An 18,767-nucleotide genomic window follows, 5' to 3' on the forward strand; every position below is an offset into this window, starting at 1 on the left:
CTGCCGGTCTGTACCTCAACAGACCGGCAAGTTTTCTTGTTGAAAACTGGTTTTCTGCGTCTGGCTTGTTATTATCGTTTTCCTGATATTTGTTAGCGATAACCGATATGAAACCGACCTCTCCGTTTGTTTTTCGTGAAATAACGCGGGACGATATTCCTGCCGTACAGTCCTTTATTATTCGGCATCTTAATCTTTATTTTAATGCCGGCAGAGCATTACCCACTGCGAGTGACGACGTATTCGACCTCCGGGGAAATTATCTTGAGCGGGAAAGAAACCAATTGTTCGGCGTCTGGAATGAACAACAGCAGATAATTGGGACGCTGGCGATATGTCAGTACGATGACAGAATAGAGATGTTGCACGGTCGTTATAATTTACCGGAGACAGCTGAGATTTGTCGCTGCTATGTCGATCAGCATTATCGCAGGCAAGGTATTGGCAGCCAACTGGTCTCGCTGGCTGAACAATTTTGCGATCAGCAACGCTATAAAATATTATATTTGCACACCCATCATTTTTTACCCGGCGGGTATCAATTCTGGCGGCGAAATCTGTTTAACGTCTTCATGGATGTGGGCGACGAGTGGCAGATCGTGCATATGGAAAAACCGTGTAAATATATTGTTACCAGCGACAATATTGATAACATTCACTATTTATAATAACGCCTTCTTTCTCATCGCGATTAATTGATCAACGTCAATCAATTCTCATTTGCCTTTCCGTTATTACTTGCGGTTGCAATAATCACCACTCCAACAAAAACACAACCATTTGAATTTAAATTAATTAATATAAAAATCACCATAAAGTATGATGTTTTTGTTCTTTTTTCATACGGTTGACGAGGTTATTGATTGCCGATACAGTCGCCAGTGACAGTATTCATAACACAGCCGTTGTTTTGAAAGGAATATGGTGCGGATTATTTTAATCTCATTCCATAGCTGCCCCCGCAACTGTAGGCGGATACCGAATATCTGCGTGTGGTTATTGTAACCACCGGTCACTGTAAAGATTTGCTTTATGGGAAGGCCGATATTCTGATTACCGCGAGCCAGGAGACCTGCTGTCAGGGTTGTACACATTGAGTGGACGGGATGGTCCATGGGATGATTTATTTGGCATAAATACCATTATGAATTGATGAGCCTATTCCTGCTGAGATTTTGCATTCTCATAATTTCATCATTCAATGTCATCTATCGTCATGTACCTGTCCCGATATATGGAACCAAATAAACCATGACCAGACGTTCAGATTCTGGCATGTACAGGACGATAACAATGTACGCAGACTTTACTTTACCTCATAAAAAATACCTTCTGGCTGTGGCTGGCGCAGCGTTATTATTCACATCAGGATTGACTCATGCGGCAAAAACAGTCTATCCGTTGACGATTAAAAACTGCGGCCGCGATATTACCTTCAATAAAGCCCCGGAACGCGTTGCCACGGTCGGGCAAAACAGCACTGAAATTCTTTATTCCCTGGGGCTGGCCGAGCGCGTTGTCGGCACATCGCTGTGGTTCGGTCCCGTCCCGGATGCTTACAAAGCGGCAAATGAAAAAGTGGCCGTGATTGCGCAGAACATCCCCAGCTTTGAAGGCATTATTGCCAAAAAACCGGATTTGGTCGCCAGTCAGTTTGAATGGCAAATTGGACCTGCCGGAACCGTCGCCTCTTACGAGCAGTTTAGCGAGTTGAACGTGCCGGTATATACCGCGCCTGCGGACTGCGCTAAAGACAACGAAGACGGTGGAGACGGTGTACGTAAAGGCATGTTTGATATTGCTATGGTTTATCAGGAAGTCTCCGATCTGGCGAAAATTTTTGACGTGCAGGACAAAGGCGATGAATTGATCGCCAGTCTGAAGGCCCGTGAAGCTGCCGCCAAAAACAAAATTGCCGGAATGGATAAGAACGTCTCCGCCGTATTCTGGTTTTCCAGCGCCGACCTGCAACTGGACCCCTATGTGGCCGGGAAATTTGGCCCTGCCGCATGGATCGCCCAAACGCTGGGGGTGAAAAATGTGATTGATTCTACTGAAGAGTGGCCAACCGTTGGCTGGGAAACCATCGCGAAAGCCAGCCCGTCCGTCATTGTTCTCGGTGAAATGAGCCGCCGTCGTTTCCCGGCAGATGACTGGCAGGTCAAACTGGAATATCTCAAGTCCGACCCCGTGACTAAACTCATCCCCGCCGTGAAGGAGAACCATCTGCCAGTGGTGGATGTGCAAACAATGAACGCCGGCATCAGAACGATAGATGGCGTCGAAAAACTCGCAGATGCGTTGGTTGAATACGGTCTGGCGCATCCGAAAACGGCTCAATAATCTTTATGTCGCGCTATGTCTTACCGGGCATAGCGCGCCTCTGGTATTCAGGATTGCAGGTAGATGATGAGCGAAACTCGCAGGACGCGTCGCGCTGTCGGCCAGTTAACGATAAGAATCGGGGGACACGCCCTTTGGGTCAGCGTGTTAATGGGCTGCGTTCTACTGGCGGGGATCTCCATTGGCGAGACGTTTATCCCCTGGCAGCATGTCATCCATACGCTTTCTAACCAGTTCTTTGATACGCGCTATGCCGTTGATGCGCTGGATGCGGGCATTATCTGGAACTATCGCCTGACGCGGGCGTTGGTTTCTGCCTGTTGTGGCGCATGTCTGGCGGTTTCCGGCGTCGTATTGCAGTCATTGCTACGAAACGCGCTGGCAGAGCCTTATCTACTGGGGATCTCTGCCGGCGCCTCGACCGGCGCTGTTCTGATCGCCTTAACAGGGATTGGCGCTGGGATCGTCAGCATGTCGTTCGGGGCTTTTATTGGGGCGTTAACGGCTTTTCTTTTCGTGGCGTTACTGGCGATCGCCGCCGGGGGGAGACAGGGAAGCGCCACCACACAAATCATCCTGGCCGGGATCGCCAGTTCACAGTTATTTAATGCCCTCACCTCGCTAATCATCACTCGTTCTGCGAATGCGGAACAGGCTCGTGGGATTATGTTCTGGCTGCTGGGCAATCTGAGCGGCGTTCGCTGGCCAGATGTCGTTTTGGCCGTCCCTACCGCGCTGGTCGGTGTGGCGTTATGTTTTTGTTACGCCCGTCATCTGGATGCTTTTTCGTTTGGCGCAGAGTCCGCAGCGTCACTTGGCATCCCGGTAAAACGCACGCGCGGAGTCCTGATTGCCGCCGTTACCGGGATGACGGCAATTATGGTCTCCATTGTCGGGGCGATTGGTTTTGTCGGCCTGGTGATCCCTCATGCCGCCCGCCTGCTGGTGGGTAATCAACACCATCGATTGCTGCCGGTCAGCGCCATGATCGGCGCCATTTTTCTCATTATCGCCGACGTAATCTCCAGAACATTACTTCCCGGGCAGGTGTTACCCATCGGGGTGATTACGGCGCTTGTAGGCGCACCTGCGTTTTCCATCATTTTGATCAGAGGAAACCAGACAAAATGACGGTAAATTCTGCTCTCGCCGCTCCACGCTATCCTTCTGCAACAGTCCGAAACCTGGTGCAGGCGCAGCAACTGCACTGGGAAGTAAAAGGCAAAGCCATCGTCAGCGACGTCTCTTTTCACGTCGCGCCCGGTGAGTTTGTCGGCATTATCGGCCCCAATGGCTCAGGCAAAACATCACTGATCTCATTGCTTGCCGGTTTACTGAAACCCTCGTCAGGCAGCGTAACGCTGGAGAATAAAAATATTCGCCATTACTCACGCCGCCATTTAGCGCAAAAAGTGGCGCTGGTGGAACAACAAGCGGAAACCAGTGAACGTCTCACCGCATTGCAGGCTGTCTCTCTGGGGCGCACCCCGTGGTTGAGTCTGCTCTCGCCCTGGTCTAAACAAGATGACGATATTGTCCAGACCATGCTGGAGAAGGTAGATCTACAGCGCGTACAAAATCGCTGCTGGAATACCTTTTCTGGCGGGGAAAAACAGCGTCTGCATATCGCCCGGGCCCTGGCGCAGCAACCGAAAGTGCTGCTGATGGATGAACCCACGAACCATCTCGACATTCAACATCAGATAGGTCTGCTTAATCTGGTGAAACGCCAGAAGCTCACCGTCATTGCGGCTCTGCACGACCTGAACCATGCCGCCATGTTCTGCGACCGCATTCTCGTAATGAAAGCGGGTCAACTGGCGATGCAGGGCAGCCCTGCAACCATTTTTACGCCTGAAAACCTCAGCCAGTGGTTTGGCATTAATGCCATCGTTGAGCAGGCGCCGGATGGATTGAGCTGCTTCATCCGCTACCAACGACCGGAATAAACACCTAAGGGAGAACCCATGAAATTGATTAAGCAAAGCCTGAGCATGTTATGTCTGTTAGCGCTGACCACCACGACTTTCGCTCAGACCCACGAAGTGCTGATGAAAAACAGAGGCGCGGGCGGCCCGATGGTATATGAACCGGATTATCTGGCGATTCAGCCAGGCGACACCGTGAAGTTTATTCGCAAGCATAAGAGCCATAACGCTGCGTCAATCGCAGAGCTTTCGCCAGCAGGCTACCCCGGATTTGTCGGCAAGATTGATGAGGAAATTGAGGTCAAGTACGACAAACCTGGATTTTACGGTATTAAATGCACCCCGCATTACGCGCAAGGGATGGTGATGCTCATTAAAGTGGGTGATGCAACCCTGCCTGACAGCTATCGAACCTTTAAGGCGCCGGGGATCGCGGATAAGCGTTTCCAGGACATTTATACACGCATTGAGAAACAGTAATCCAGATACGCGAAAATGGTGGGGGCGCACGGTGGCGGATAAAAAACAGGGCAATGAAGATGTTCAGGTACAGCGGCGAGAATGCCTGTGTAAACTCACAAAATTTGTCGGGGCTGCGGGTGTCACCGCCGCCGTCTGGCCGCTCATCTCCGCACTGGGGCCGGATGATAAAACCGTAGCGGAAAACGAACCTGTCGATGTCCCTCTCGCCGGGGTTGCCGTCGGCCAGACGGTGAAAAGGGTCTGGCAGGGAAAGCTTATCCTTATTCATCACCGTACCCCGGAGGAAATTCGCTCAGCGCAGCAGGCGGATGTCCATCGTTTTATCGATCCGCAGGCTGACGGCGAACGTATCAAGACAGAGTATCCGCAGTGGCTGGTCATTCAAGGTTACTGCCCCCACGCAGGCTGTGTGCCCAATGCCAAACCCGGTGGGCAAGGCTGGGTATGCCCTTGTCATGGCTCGGAGTTTGACACTTCAGGGCGCGTCACGCGGGGGCCCGCTACGGCAAATCTCGCAATCCCCGATTACGCGTTTCATCCTGATGGCCTGACTGTGCGTATTGGCGCGAAGGAAGTCTGAAATGGCGGCAGAACATCTATCCGTACCCCGACGAGAACGAGTGTGGCGTATTCCCTTCCCTCGTACGGTCGCAGGCGTCTGGGTTTTTGCCGTCGGGATCATTCTGCTGGTGATGCTCGGAGTACAAATCCTTTCTGGTCTCGTTCTGGCGATGTTTTATGTACCCACGGAAGGGCTGGCCTTTGATTCAATCATTCATATTATGCGATCCGTGAGACACGGCGAACTGGTGCGCAACGCGCATTCTATTGGCGCATCGCTATTTTTCTTCGCCTGTTACCTGCACATCTTCCGCGCCATGTATTACAACGTGTACCGAAAGCCTTATCTCAAAATGTGGATGATAAGCGTGACGTTATACGTGTTACTGATGATCACCGCATTTCTGGGATATAGCCTGATTTGGGGGCAAAAGAGCTACTGGGCCGCTACCGTTATTACCGGATTCACTCGTGCGATCCCGTGGGTGGGAGATACGTTGTATTCGTTTTTAGTCGGCGGCTATGCACCAGGAACACCCACATTAGGCCGTTTTTATGTGCTTCATTTTATTATCCCCTTCGTCATTGTCGGGGGAACGATATGGCATATCCGCACCGTGCAGTCCGCATTTGCGCAGGCAATGAAAAAGACATTTACGCAAAGCGAGTCCCGGAAACTGTTTTTCGATTATAAAATCACCGACAGTGATGCCATCAAGCTCACTCTTTTCATGATGCTGTTCGCCTGGTTTTTATTCTTTGCCCCGCACTATCTCAGCAGCGCCGACAATTTTATCCCGGCAGATCCCACCGTAACGCCCGCTGTCGTGGCGCCTGAGTGGTATTTTTTGCCGTTCTTTTCCATTTTGCGCTGCTTCCCAAACGAACTTCTCGGGATAGTCGCCATGTGTGCTTCAGTGCTGATTTTTTATTTTCTCCCCTGGCTCGACACTTCACGCGCCCGCTTTCGCAATTACAGCAAGCTCGTTAAATGTGGTTTTTGGCTCTGGGTTGCTAATGCATTCTTTTTAGGATGGCTGGGTTCAAAAGCGCTGGTCGGCCCCGACCTGCCTGACGGTTTCAGTAATGAAGAGGGCTGGATACGCGCGGCATCGCAACTTTCAACGCTGGTTTACTTCGGATGGTTTGTCATCGTACTGCCCTGCCGACGTTTTCTGGAAAAGCAGGATTAACCGCCATGAAGGGATTAGTAAGATATAGCGTTTTATGGCTGTGCATTCTGGGCGCCAGCGCTGTCTGTGCGCAAGAGACGCCACCTCGCCAGGCGTGGAGTTTTAGCGGCATAACGGGCCACTATGATAAAGAACAACTGCGGCGCGGTTTACAGGTCTACGAAGAGAAATGCCGCGCCTGCCACGGGATGGTTCATCTTAATTTTCGCACCCTGACAAAGCCAGGCGGGCCCGAACTCTCGCTCACAGAGGCAAAGCGTCTTGCCAGCGGCTACGTCTTTCCCGACATTCAGGATGATGGTCAACCCGGCGAGCGGGAAGGCAATCTCAATGATACGTTTGTCTCACCCTACCTTAACGATCAGGAAGCAAGATATCTTAATAATGGCGCCCTTCCCGTCGATTTAACCTATATCGTTCGCGCCAGAACGTACGACCGGGGGTTCCCGCAATTTCTGTTCGATGCCTTCTTGCCCTATACCGATCAGGGGGCGGATTACGTCTATGCCTTGTTGACCGGTTATCTGCCTGACGACCCGGAAATGAAGGCAAACCGATACGTTCCCGGCGGCATAATTAACATGCCGAAGCCGTTGTCTGATGGGGAGATCACCAGGTCAGAAAAGGACGATATACCAGAAACCGAAGAGCAGTACGCGCGAGACGTTACGGCTTTTCTGGCATGGGCTGCCGATCCGGCGCTTGAACAGCGAAAGCATCAGGGCCATTACGTAATGAGTTATCTGGTCATTATGCTGGCATTGCTGCTGATTTTACGCCGATTAAAGAAACGCTCGTCAGAAAAAACGAGTGAGAATGGTTAAGACAATGACCAGTCAGTTCAACGCTGACTGGTCTTAAACCGACGCGATACCTTAGCTGTGACGGCGATTGTCGTTACGGCGGCAACGTTTGTCGTAGTGGCGAACCCACCAGTAACGATCGCTCACCTGTTCATGCCCACCTACGCGGGCGCCTGCCAGCCAGAGAATGGCACCGACAAAGATGCTCAGCACCGCACCATGTGCAAAAAATTGTGGCAGGTTAAACTGCGGTAACTGGTTTAAAATAGAATAACCAACACCAACCACCATGACCACTAACCCCAACCCCATGAGCACGTTACCGAGTAACGAAGCGTTTTTGCGTTTCATATGTCACCTCCGGAACTTTTGGGTTGTTTCAGGGAATACCCCTAATCCTTATGTGTAAAGTATAGACAACACTGTGCTTTATGAGTGCGTGGGCGATCACAATTACAACCTGTTATTCAACAAAACTTTACAAATAACCCTCTGAACAGCTTGACTTTCCAATAGTTCAAACAGGCAATTATTCAGCTTCCGGCGCAATCCACGCTGTTTTTTGTCAAGCGCGGCCGCAGACAGTAAACTACGCGCCAGTTATAGACACACTCAGGACAAAAAACGTGACGATTAAATTGATTGTCGGCCTGGCGAACCCCGGCGCAGAATACGCGGCGACACGCCACAATGCGGGCGCATGGTACGTCGATTTACTGGCAGAGCGACTACGCGCGCCTCTGCGTGAAGAGCCGAAATTCTTCGGTTACACCTCCAGAGTGCCCCTCGAAGGGGAAGATGTTCGCCTGCTGGTACCGACCACGTTTATGAATCTGAGCGGTAAAGCCGTCGGCGCGATGGCCAGTTTTTACCGCATCATGCCCGATGAGATTCTGGTTGCCCACGACGAACTGGATCTCCCCCCTGGCGTCGCGAAATTTAAGTTAGGCGGCGGACACGGTGGTCATAATGGCCTGAAAGACATCATCAACAAACTGGGTAATAACCCTAACTTTCATCGCTTACGTGTCGGAATTGGTCATCCGGGCGATAAAAATAAAGTTGTCGGTTTTGTTCTGGGTAAACCGCCGGTGTCGGAACAAAAGTTAATTGACGACGCCATTGACGAAGCGGCGCGTTGTACTGAAGTCTGGTTCAAAGAAGGGTTAACCAAAGCGACGAACCGATTACATGCCTTTAAAGCACAATAAGCAGTGATGTGCGGCATTTTTGCCGCGCGCTGTGTATAATAGGCAAAGTTGTTTACTTTTCTACAATCTGTTTTCTGCAACAGGTTGATTATCAAGATATTAAGGTGATTTAAATCATGGGATTCAAATGCGGTATCGTTGGTTTGCCCAACGTCGGGAAATCCACCCTGTTCAACGCCCTGACTAAAGCCGGTATTGAAGCGGCAAACTTCCCGTTCTGCACCATCGAGCCAAATACCGGTGTAGTGCCGATGCCCGATCCGCGTCTGGACAAACTGGCTGAGATTGTCAAGCCGCAGCGCATTCTCCCTACCACTATGGAGTTCGTCGACATTGCCGGTCTGGTAAAAGGCGCGTCGAAAGGCGAAGGCCTGGGTAACCAGTTCCTGACAAACATCCGTGAAACCGAAGCGATTGGTCACGTAGTACGCTGCTTTGAAAACGACAACATCATCCACGTTGCGGGGAAAGTAAACCCGGCGGAAGATATTGACGTTATCAACACCGAGCTGGCGCTGTCCGACCTTGATACCTGTGAACGCGCCATTCACCGCGTGCAGAAGAAAGCCAAAGGCGGCGATAAAGACGCGAAAGCTGAGCTGGCCGCGCTGGAAAAATGCCTGCCGCACCTGGAAAACGCCGGCATGCTGCGCTCACTGGATCTGACAGACGAAGATAAAGCGGCGATCCGCTATCTGAGCTTCCTGACGCTGAAGCCGACCATGTATATCGCTAACGTCAACGAAGATGGCTTCGAAAATAACCCGTACCTGGATCAGGTTCGCGCCATTGCCGATGCAGAAGGCTCTGTCGTGGTTCCGGTTTGTGCCGCTATCGAGGCCGACATCGCAGAACTCGACGATGCTGACCGTGACGAGTTTATGGCTGAGCTGGGTATTGAAGAACCGGGTCTCAACCGCGTAATTCGTGCGGGCTACAAGCTGCTGAATCTGCAAACTTATTTTACCGCTGGCGTGAAAGAAGTACGCGCGTGGACGATTCCTGTCGGCGCAACCGCACCGCAGGCTGCGGGTAAAATTCACACTGATTTTGAGAAAGGCTTTATTCGTGCGCAGACCATCGCTTTCGACGACTTCATCACGTACAAAGGTGAACAAGGCGCGAAAGAAGCCGGTAAGATGCGTGCGGAAGGCAAAGACTACATCGTTAAAGACGGCGATGTGATGAACTTCTTGTTCAACGTCTAATTGTTGCCTTATGAGGTTTCAATAAACCTCGTAAAGTCCACAAAAACCCATAAAATCCACGCAATTGCGTGGATTTTTTATTTAAAGCGTATCCGTTGATATCATGGAAGCGCGATCGGAACTGAGTATAGCGGTGGTATAATCTGAATAGCCACCCATTTTGTAGACGCCTTAAGTGGTTGTAGTTATAAATTATCCTTTGTATGAGGCTTCTTGTCCGCAATGACAGGCGGAAGTCGGCTAAAAACGATATTACATGTTATTTGATCATATCCAGAATGTCTTGAGCCTTTTGAAATAGCTCGTCATAAGTGACAATCTCAACGTTTGTCATACTATTTCTGAATAGCTCAAATGATTTGTATTGACTATTATTTTTAAGCTCCGACTCAAGTGTACCAATAACAATTAAGCATTTAGGATTGAATGCCGAAAATGAATCACCTCCGTTACCTTCACTTAGTTTGAAATATTCCTTCATTAATTGGTCTTTATAATTTAACACCTGAACAAACGCCCCAGATAGTTCTTCGCTAATTGAATAGGCATTAGTTCTATATCTTCTCCCCAGTAATATCGTCTTTGGGGTCTTTATTTCGACCAATACTATATTTCCAGTCAGCCTGCTTGCGTAGATAAAATCGACAAGATTACCACCCGAATTGTTTATCGATTTTCCACCAACATAGCATTTACTGCCTAACTGAAACATACTTTGTGGAAATATCTGTGATAATACAGCAGGACATTTTTGTAGAAGAGTTTGCCAGAATTCCTCGGATGCATTTTCACGATTTACTTTCCAGACACCTATTGCTTCCTCTAAAGAGATTTCGACCTGCTCATCCAGCTTGACCTCTGCTACACACTTAGAGGCAGACACTATTTCTGATATTTTATTTAAATGTTCTTTCCTAGCCTTTCTTAGCCACTCAGCCGAATATATTTCCGGCTGCCTGTCAATAATCGCATGATGATTCGGGCACAACAGAAGATAGTTTTCTGTTTGAAGTAGTTGGTCTGCATTTGTAGAAGGGTTGTATCTTGGCCCGTGAGAGTGAATGGCTTCAATCGAAGCTATTTCCCCAATAAATGATGAGTCCTGAAGCATGAGGTTTTGATCACAACCTGGAAACGAGCATCGATAGCCGCTCAATATAGCTACCTGCCGCTTCACGCTAGCGGAGAGATAACGTCTTACCTTTCTCTCAAAGGTTACTTTTTCCGCCTCAAATTCCATTAGCACAATCTCAACTTTAGCAGTGTATTTTATTTATCCTGACGCGCATCTTGCAGATGCGTACAGCATATTCGAGTATCTTTACCTGCATCATACGATTTTGTCAGTAGATTTCCACTCACCGTTTTTGAGTGAAGATTCTCCGCAATGAGCGACAACATCTGGTCGCCAGCTGCGCTCAGCCGCTGTCGACTCATCATTGCCCTTTGCACTAAACATAAATCTGCCCGAAATGGGTGTTCATGAACGGAAGCTTTACTCATCATTGACCAATAGGAAAAAGTTGATCAACCAAGTAACACAGGTAAGATATATCTAATCCGAATCATTAAGAAGCACTATGCAAGTGAGGGTCCTATGGGGATTCCAGGAAATTATTACCTTAAGGGTTATATAGATGACTCCAGGTCAGGCTACATCGAGACGCTCTTTCAGGCAACATTCTCTGGCACAGAAGAAGTTGTTGCATCCTGCCCCCTTTTACCCGAAGAAGTTTTTCTCTTGGTCGAACGGCTTTACTGGACCTCGATTGATGGCGACACGATTTATAAAAACGATGACAGCGGTACTAAATTAATTCTAAAATATCCTTTTTCACGATTTTGGGATGTTATTACAAATAACTTTGCTATAGCACAATATTCTGAGCATTACGGGCTTTCTTTTCAGCTAAATTTGAGAGAGAAACTCAATCTCGATAACCTGCGATTCCCTCATTTCATCCGCATCACACTGCCGGGAAACTCGATTGGTGACGAATTTAACAAAATAAAAACACGCCCTCATCATGCTGGTATTGATCATTTCGAATGCCGCTCAGATATAATTTCTCATGCTACATATGTAGAAGGAATGTTGTACAAAATAATAATTAATAGTGGACTGTCAGTAACCGGGTCCATTGATGAAATGACATTTAATGAGAAAATAGTATTTTGCAGAAATAACAAGCTACTCAAGATGAAACTTATTAATATAGTCTGGCTTTTGAAAAATTTAAGAAATGAGGCAGCCCATCAATTTTCCTTTGAAATTGATGACTCTTCAGAAAGTCATCTAGAAATAAAACCCGTCAGCGAAAAACTGTTAGTCGGGATAAAAGAGTTTGTTAAAACCTGCGAGAAGCGATATGGTTTGACAGCAGCTAAGATACATCGCTTTGATAATAGCTTTCGAATGCTTGCGGGAGAGCTAAATGAAGCAGCTAACCTTACCCAGGTCATTACTCTGGGAAAGCAGTTCCCGGTCGAACTATCTAGTTATTTTTACGGATAATGGAAACTACAAATTATCAACGCTAGCAGAGAATTCAGAACCGAGTATGAGTCAATCTAAGATATCCGGCCATCCCCGTTGATAATGGTTAGCGAACTCCCTTCAATGTTGGCATGGTTAAATGTTCGCTCAAGGGAATTGTGGTTTTCAGGGATCTGAGCTTTTGACCCATAACGTATCTTCGTGAAAGAGTCACCTTTCACGAATAACAAAAATCCACGCCAAAGCGTGGATTTTTTTCATAACGCTGCACTTCACATTAATAACCAGCCGCTGACTAACGGGCAATCTCACCCGACTACCCCTGCTCTGCCGCTATTAAATAGGGCGCAATGCTCGCTAATTTCTCCCGGGTTTCCGTCAGTTCGCGTTCCGGCGTAGATTGCGCGATGATCCCCGCCCCCGCCTGTATCCAGCAGCGTTGGCTGTCCTGAAATACGGAACGCAGAACCAGCGCCGCATCGAAGCGCGTATCGTCCAGCAGCAGGATTGCGCCGGAATAAAGCTCTCGCGGCGTATTCTCAATTTGCATAATCGCGTTCAGAGCAGCGTTTTTAGGGATGCCTGAGGCGGTAATCGACGGAAACAATACAGTAAACGCATCCCAGGCATCCTTGTTTTCCGCAAGCTGACCGCTCACGCCAGACCCCAGATGCTGAACGCTGCCGCGCTGGCGAACCGACATTAAATCTTCAACCACCACGCTGCCCGGCTGGCAAACGGCCTCCAGTTCAGCAATAGCTTCTTTGACAGAAAGGATATGCTCAAGCACCTCTTTACTGTCGTGCAGCAGTTCTGCCTCTTTCGCCTTATTATGCTCCGGGTTTCCCATGCGATCGCGGGTGCCCGCAAGCGGTTCAGTGACCACTTTATTGCCCGTCACTGACATCACCAGTTCCGGGCTAAAGCCCAGCGCTTCGCGTCCTTCCTGACGGAACATAAACGAGCGCACAGGCGTGTTTGCCTGCCGCCCGTATAACAGCGTGGCAGGCATATCAATCCGCGATGGCAGGGGAATGGCGCGCGAGACAATCACTTTGACATACTCGCCACGGCGGATCTCCGCAACGGCGCGTACAACCTGTTGTTTATACGCCTCACCATTGAGGGCGGTATCCACCGCCAGTGGTGCGTTCTGCGTCGTTGTACCGGCCTCTTTTACCCACTCGCACAGACGTCGGCACCCGTCGGCGGAGTCCGCATAAACGGTGACATTTCCCTTTTCAAAAATAAGTTCTTCACGGGGAACGGTTAACGTCAGCAGCGGCCACTCCCCGGCGTCAAAGGTAATCCCCCGCGCATGCGCCGCAAAGTTGAACCCGACCTGTCCATATACCCGACGTCCTTTCACCTGAGGATGCGCCATAAAACGACGCGCGCAGTCGGCAATGGAATCCACCGCCCATTTTTGCTCCCCGGCATCATCAATAAATGTCGCCTGCGTTCCATCGGCATTAATGTGCAACCGTGCCTGGCACCCTTTGCCTAAATACCAACAGGGTTGACGCTCATAGACATAACACTCTTCTTCTGCGAACTGGCGTAAAACGCCAGAAATCGTCGGCAGCCATTGTTCCTCTGGTAACGCCAGGTGTAAAAATTCACTGATTTTCATCCCTTACCTCTCTGTGTTATTCCCGGATCAATCAATTGCGCTTGTCATCAGTTCTCTTGCCGAATGCAGCCGGATATAAGCAACCCACGCCGCCAGCAACGTGAATACCCCGGCAAACAGGAAGCAGGCTGCATAACCAAAATGTTGAGCAACAACGCCGCCGATAACGCCTGCCAGAATGGCGATTGCCGCGTCAGTACATTGAAAGAGGGTGAAGTCGACACCGGCCTGCAAAGGCGATGAAAGCGACATCAGCGTGGCGTAAAGACAGACCAGCGCGCAGGCCAGCGAAATGGACTGGACAATGACCAGACACTGGAGAATCGGCAGTAGCAGATGACCCGGCGCCATCATGAGCGTCATCACCACCGCCAGCAGCGCGATCCCCTGGACGCCATAAGCCGTCAACAGCGCTCTGCCGGGTGAGGTGTATTTCATCAGCAATCCGCCAGCCAGCGTTCCTGCTATGCCCGCTGCAATATTGCCGCCGCTAAACAGCGCGCCCAACGCGGACATGCTCAACCCATGATCCAACAACAGCGGCGCCAGAAGAGGCAGCACAAACCGCATGCCTGAATTCAGCATCAATACCAGCAGTAAGCCCAGGCGCGCCTGTTTCCTCCGTAGCGCATAACCTAACGCCGGAACATGCGGGATAGTCGCTGTTCGCGTCGGCTCCGTAATGCGCCACAGCGGGAATGACAGCGCCATAATCAGCACCGCCATCATCAGCATGGCGACAGGCCAGCCGGATGCTGCCGACAGCATCAGGAACACCCCGCCGCCGCACATCATTCCCAGATAGCTGCCGCCGACCTGCACGCTGTTTCCCCAGCCGTAACCCGCGCGGGTCAGTTGATCGACGCAAAAGCCGTCGCTGGCGATATCAATGGTGGAGGCGACCGTGCCTGCCACCATAAACAGAACAAATAACGCGACGATTTGCGTATCAGGAAATCCCCCTTCTTGCCCAAACCAGCCAATCGCTGCGGCAATAGTCAGGATCGCCGCTAGCGCGACCTGACCACGCAGGATTAACATGCGGGAACGGCGTTCCTGGCTACCGGGCGGAAGCCGCCAGCGCTCGATCCACGGCGCCCAAATAAACTTCAGCGCCCAGGGCAGCATGAACAGGGTTGTCGCACCGGCAAGCGCCAGCGAACCGCCAGCAGCGCGCACCAGCGCGGGTAAGGACTGCATAGACAGCGCCGATACCAAGCTCTGCGTCACATAGACGCCGGCAATAGCAAAAATCACCCGCCCGGTCGTCAACGTCAGCGGTTTCACATTCGACTGAACATCACTCATGTTCCCACACTCCAGACGCGGAAACCCCGTCGTCGCGCCACACGCGCGCGGCCATTTGCGCCTGCCACAGCGCCTGATAACGTCCATGATGAGAGAGCAATTGCGCATGAGTACCCTGCTCAACCACCTGTCCCTCTTCCATCACCAGAATGTTTCCGGCCCCGGCGATGGTGGATAAACGGTGGGCAATGATAATCACCGTCCGGTTGTGAACCAGGTTATCGATCGCTTTTTGCACCGCCAGCTCGCTTTCAATATCCAGCGCGGCGGTCGGTTCATCGAGAATGACGACCGGCGCGTTTTTCAATAACGCTCTGGCAATGGAAATCCGCTGGCGCTCGCCGCCCGATAGCTGGCCGCCCATCTCCCCCATTGGCGTCAGCCAGCCTTGCGGAAGACGGGAAATAAACTCAAGGCACTGCGCCGCGCGGGCGGCCTCTTCCACCTCCTGTCGCGTCGCCTGTGGGCGCGCGATACGGATATTCGCCAGCAGCGTGTCATCAAACAGCCAGACATCCTGGAAAACAACAGAAATCAGGCTATTGAGCTGTTCCGGCGTCAGGCGGCGAATATCGACGCCGCCAATAGAAATCTGCCCTTGCTGCGGATCGGCATAGCGCATTAACAGTTTAGTGACCGTGGTTTTGCCTGCACCGGAGGCACCCACCAGCGCGCTCATACTGGCTGCCGGGAACGTCAAAGAAACATGATTAAGCGCGTGACCGTCGCCTTCTTCGTAGCGATAGCTGACGTTGTCAAAGCGGATATCATAACGCTCCGGCATCTCGCTTTGCTCTGCGACGGGAAGCGGTGCTATCGCCATAAACTGCTCAATCCGTTGCAGGGCGCTGGCGATCAGTTCCACAACCGAGGTGTAGCTGATAAACATCGCCATCGGTTCTGCGAAGCGCATAATCATCGCGACGGCGGCAATCAGAAAGGCGAGGTTCAGAGTGCCCGTCACCACCCAGACGATCCCGGATAACACCACCACCTGTAGGCCCAACTCCACGATGCTGGCGATCAGCATCGTCGCGCCAGCGCCCTGGCGGTGAGTGCGGGTCTGTAAGTTTTCCAGCGCATTGAAATGCGCCAGCAGCGCCCGGCTTTTATCGGCATCGCTGCCGCAGGTGCGCAATACCATCATCCCCTGAGCAAATTCAACGATATCGCCGCTCAGACGCTGGTGCGCTTCCCCCAGCGTCTGCATTTGTCGCCGCATCGCCGGACGGCGCCAGTAATAAAACGGCACCAGCAGAGGGAAGATCAGCAACATCACCAGCCCCAGCCGCCAGTCTATCCACAATGTCGCCAGCGACGCCGTCAGCGGCGTGACAATGGTGAGCAGCAAAATATTGGCTATCGCAATAACATAATTAAGGTTTTCATCCACGCTGCCCAGCAGCAAGGCGTTCATTTCGCCCGCCCTGCCGCGCTGGAGCTTCTCCAGCGGCACGCGGCGTAACTGCTCGCCAAGTCGCAGGCGCAACTCATGGGTGGCCTGCGCCAGATGACCACGGTATTCAAAGCCCAGACCATACCAGCGTAGCGCCAGCGTCACAATCGCGGCAACGCTGAAGGCCACAGCCCAGTTGAGAAGTTGCGGCGCGTCTCCCCGTAACAGCGCATCAATGATCGGATAAAGACAGGCAAAGGCGATCCCCTGCATGAATGCCGCCAGCAACAGCGCCAGCATACTGCGCCGCAGCATCCTGGCCTGACTGCCAACGCTGGAGATAAGCTGGCGCCAGATGACGCGCCAGGCCAGGTTATCCGCAGGATTATTGTCTTTCATTTTCCACCACCTCTTCCTGTGTTCCACCCGGCACCCAATGCTGCGCCTGCTGATAGTGTTGCCAGAGCCGTTGATACAGGCCGCCCTGCGCCAACAGTTGCGTATGGTTCCCCATTTCCCTGAGCTGTCCGTCGGAAAACAGCAATATCACATCGGCCTGAGTCACCATTGAAAGACGATGCGCGACCATGATGACCGTCCGGCCGCGCATGGCCGCCGCGAGTGCCTTGATAAGCGCCGCTTCGTTTTCCGGGTCAGCAAACGCCGTCGCCTCATCAAGCACCAAGATGGGGCGATCCTGCAAAATCGCCCTGGCGATAGTGATGCGCTGCCGCTGGCCGCCGGAGAGAAATACCCCACGTTCCCCGACTCGCGTGTTGTAACCTTCTGGCAGCGCGCTAATAAAATCATGGGCCTGCGCCACTCTGGCCGCCGCTATTACCGCCTCCAGCGGCGTATCCGGCGCGCCCAGACGAATGTTATTGGCTATCGTGTCGGCAAAAAGGAAGTTGTCCTGAAACACAAACGAGAGTTGCTTCATCAGGGTGTCCGTCTGCATATCGCGCAGATCCACGCCGCCAATACGGATATGGCCTTTGTCCGGGTCGGCGTAACGCAGCAGCAAGCGCGCCACGGTGCTTTTTCCGGCGCCACTTGGCCCGACCAGCGCCACAATTTGCCCGGCAGGCACATGAAAGCTCACCTCCTGCAACGCGGCGCCAGTACGCGCTTGCGGATAATGAAAGCTCACCTGCTCAAAGGTAATGCTCGCCTCTTGCGGCTGCTGGTCAGACTGCGGCAACGATAACTCCGGCATTGCGAGAACCTGATAAATACGTTGAATGCTTAAACGCGTTTGCGCGACCAGGTTATTGAGCATCATCATTGGCATTACGGCTTCGGCCATTCCGCTGCCCAGCAGTAAAACGGCCACCCACGCGATAAAATCGAGACTGCCATAGTGCAACAGGCCGTATCCCGACCAGATCAGGACAAACAGGGTCGGGAGAGGATTCAGAATCGAGAAGGAAAAACGCGCTGAAAAACCGGCTTTGCGATACCAGGTTTTGAGCACATCGACCCACTCTTCAAGGGCGCGTTGATAGCGCAAAAAACTGGTGCTGCCGCTATCAAACGTTCTCACCACGGGCATGGCCTGCACGAACTCAATAACCGCCGCACTGACCTGCTCGCGCGCCTTATGATAACGCTGAGCCATATCTTCCGAACGCTGGCGGGCAAGCACGAGAACAACCGAGCCAAACGCCAGTACCCCCAGCGTCGCGATTGCCAGCCGCCAGTCCAGCCAGAACAAGATAACGATTGTCGCCAGCGGCATGATGATCGCGCGGGCATAGAGCGGCGTGCTGTCGGCCACAAAAATATGCAGTGACTTCACGTCATCCAGCATCACTTTCGCCACTGACCCGCTGCCCATTTGCTGTAACACGCCAGGCGGAAGCTGCAATGCTTTACGGGCTAATCTGCTGCGCAGAATGTTCTCCAGATGAAAAGCCGCGTAATGAGAGGTGTTGAACGCCTGTAAGCGCAGAACAAAAGTTAAGACCACGCAGCCGATCACGCCGCCCAGCGGCCAGGCCGGAATAGCGTCAGGCGTCGCGCGAATGTCACGCAGGCTCCACGCCAGAAAAAGGAGCGCCCCCAGGCTGGTTAATGCCGCCAGCCCCGCCAGCGCCATAGCTAAAATAACCTTCCTGCGAACCGGTGTAATCACCTGCCAGAGAGGAAATCGGGACAGCGATTCAGTATTGGATGATTGAGATGACATGGGAGTAACTGAATT

Annotated in this window: 17 protein-coding genes and 1 riboswitch; of the genes, 11 read left to right on the forward strand and 6 right to left on the reverse strand. The window is 51.6% G+C overall.

Annotation, left to right across the window (positions count from 1 at the left end; all coding sequences use genetic code 11):
• The first annotated feature begins 107 nt into the window (after positions 1–107).
• From OGV79_RS16220 to OGV79_RS16255, 8 genes are all read left to right on the forward strand, one after another.
• Positions 108–668, forward strand: a complete 561-nt coding sequence (locus tag OGV79_RS16220; RefSeq protein ID WP_286468706.1) for a GNAT family N-acetyltransferase — start codon at positions 108–110, stop codon at positions 666–668.
• Between the two features lie 200 nt (positions 669–868).
• Positions 869–1,094, forward strand: a riboswitch (cobalamin riboswitch).
• A gap of 199 nt (positions 1,095–1,293) precedes the next feature.
• Complete coding sequence (locus OGV79_RS16225) at positions 1,294–2,343, forward strand: ABC transporter substrate-binding protein (protein WP_286468707.1); 1,050 nt, start codon at positions 1,294–1,296, stop codon at positions 2,341–2,343.
• Between the two features lie 66 nt (positions 2,344–2,409).
• Positions 2,410–3,474, forward strand: a complete 1,065-nt coding sequence (locus tag OGV79_RS16230; protein WP_353622141.1) for a FecCD family ABC transporter permease — start codon at positions 2,410–2,412, stop codon at positions 3,472–3,474.
• A complete protein-coding gene (locus OGV79_RS16235; protein ID WP_286468709.1) occupies positions 3,471–4,292 on the forward strand; it encodes an ABC transporter ATP-binding protein in 822 nt (273 codons plus the stop codon). Before OGV79_RS16230 ends, OGV79_RS16235 begins: the two co-directional genes overlap by 4 nt.
• A gap of 18 nt (positions 4,293–4,310) precedes the next feature.
• Positions 4,311–4,751, forward strand: a complete 441-nt coding sequence (locus tag OGV79_RS16240; protein WP_199975895.1) for a pseudoazurin — start codon at positions 4,311–4,313, stop codon at positions 4,749–4,751.
• A 31-nt stretch (positions 4,752–4,782) separates the two neighbouring features.
• The gene (gene petA, locus OGV79_RS16245; RefSeq protein WP_199975896.1) at positions 4,783–5,334 is read left to right on the forward strand and encodes a ubiquinol-cytochrome c reductase iron-sulfur subunit; all 552 of its coding nucleotides are present in this window, start codon (positions 4,783–4,785) and stop codon (positions 5,332–5,334) included.
• A 1-nt stretch (position 5,335) separates the two neighbouring features.
• The gene (locus OGV79_RS16250; RefSeq protein ID WP_047463409.1) at positions 5,336–6,508 is read left to right on the forward strand and encodes a cytochrome b; all 1,173 of its coding nucleotides are present in this window, start codon (positions 5,336–5,338) and stop codon (positions 6,506–6,508) included.
• A 5-nt stretch (positions 6,509–6,513) separates the two neighbouring features.
• Entirely contained in the window at positions 6,514–7,332 is an 819-nt protein-coding gene (locus OGV79_RS16255; RefSeq protein ID WP_286468710.1) for a cytochrome c1, read from the forward strand.
• Positions 7,333–7,383: 51 nt separating this feature from the next.
• Here the strand turns inward: OGV79_RS16255 and ychH are convergent, their stop codons facing one another.
• A complete protein-coding gene (ychH, locus tag OGV79_RS16260) occupies positions 7,384–7,662 on the reverse strand; it encodes a stress-induced protein YchH (RefSeq protein ID WP_012132144.1) in 279 nt (92 codons plus the stop codon).
• A 275-nt stretch (positions 7,663–7,937) separates the two neighbouring features.
• Between ychH and pth the strand changes: the two genes are divergently transcribed.
• Both pth and ychF read left to right on the forward strand, forming a co-directional pair.
• Positions 7,938–8,522: an aminoacyl-tRNA hydrolase gene (gene pth, locus OGV79_RS16265; RefSeq protein ID WP_071258463.1), complete on the forward strand. Its 585-nt coding sequence runs from the start codon at positions 7,938–7,940 to the stop codon at positions 8,520–8,522.
• A 116-nt stretch (positions 8,523–8,638) separates the two neighbouring features.
• Positions 8,639–9,730: a redox-regulated ATPase YchF gene (gene ychF, locus OGV79_RS16270; RefSeq protein WP_012132142.1), complete on the forward strand. Its 1,092-nt coding sequence runs from the start codon at positions 8,639–8,641 to the stop codon at positions 9,728–9,730.
• Between the two features lie 259 nt (positions 9,731–9,989).
• Here the strand turns inward: ychF and OGV79_RS16275 are convergent, their stop codons facing one another.
• Complete coding sequence (locus OGV79_RS16275) at positions 9,990–10,970, reverse strand: Shedu immune nuclease family protein (RefSeq protein WP_012132141.1); 981 nt, start codon at positions 10,968–10,970, stop codon at positions 9,990–9,992.
• Between the two features lie 357 nt (positions 10,971–11,327).
• On the opposite strand from OGV79_RS16275, the gene OGV79_RS16280 reads away from it, so the two are divergent.
• Positions 11,328–12,245, forward strand: a complete 918-nt coding sequence (locus OGV79_RS16280; RefSeq protein ID WP_012132139.1) for a hypothetical protein — start codon at positions 11,328–11,330, stop codon at positions 12,243–12,245.
• 298 nt (positions 12,246–12,543) lie between these two features.
• Here OGV79_RS16280 and ybtS read toward each other — a convergent pair whose 3' ends face one another.
• Genes ybtS through ybtP form a run of 4 tightly spaced genes read right to left on the reverse strand, consistent with a single transcriptional unit; the run spans position 12,544 to position 18,662 of the window.
• Positions 12,544–13,860 (reverse strand): yersiniabactin biosynthesis salicylate synthase Irp9/YbtS, encoded by a 1,317-nt coding sequence (gene ybtS / locus OGV79_RS16285; protein WP_286468711.1) that lies wholly within the window; start codon positions 13,858–13,860, stop codon positions 12,544–12,546.
• 27 nt (positions 13,861–13,887) lie between these two features.
• Positions 13,888–15,168, reverse strand: coding sequence for a yersiniabactin-associated zinc MFS transporter YbtX (gene ybtX / locus OGV79_RS16290; protein WP_286468712.1), 1,281 nt, complete (start codon positions 15,166–15,168; stop codon positions 13,888–13,890).
• On the reverse strand, positions 15,161–16,963 hold the full coding sequence (gene ybtQ / locus OGV79_RS16295) for a yersiniabactin ABC transporter ATP-binding/permease protein YbtQ (protein WP_286468713.1): 1,803 nt from the start codon (positions 16,961–16,963) through the stop codon (positions 15,161–15,163). Before ybtQ ends, ybtX begins: the two co-directional genes overlap by 8 nt.
• Positions 16,950–18,662, reverse strand: a complete 1,713-nt coding sequence (ybtP, locus tag OGV79_RS16300; RefSeq protein WP_286460000.1) for a yersiniabactin ABC transporter ATP-binding/permease protein YbtP — start codon at positions 18,660–18,662, stop codon at positions 16,950–16,952. The genes ybtQ and ybtP overlap by 14 nt, the downstream gene beginning before the upstream one ends.
• Between the last annotated feature and the right edge of the window lie 105 nt (positions 18,663–18,767).

This window comes from Citrobacter sp. CK185, from assembly GCF_030333565.1.
GTDB lineage: Bacteria > Pseudomonadota > Gammaproteobacteria > Enterobacterales > Enterobacteriaceae > Citrobacter_B > Citrobacter_B koseri.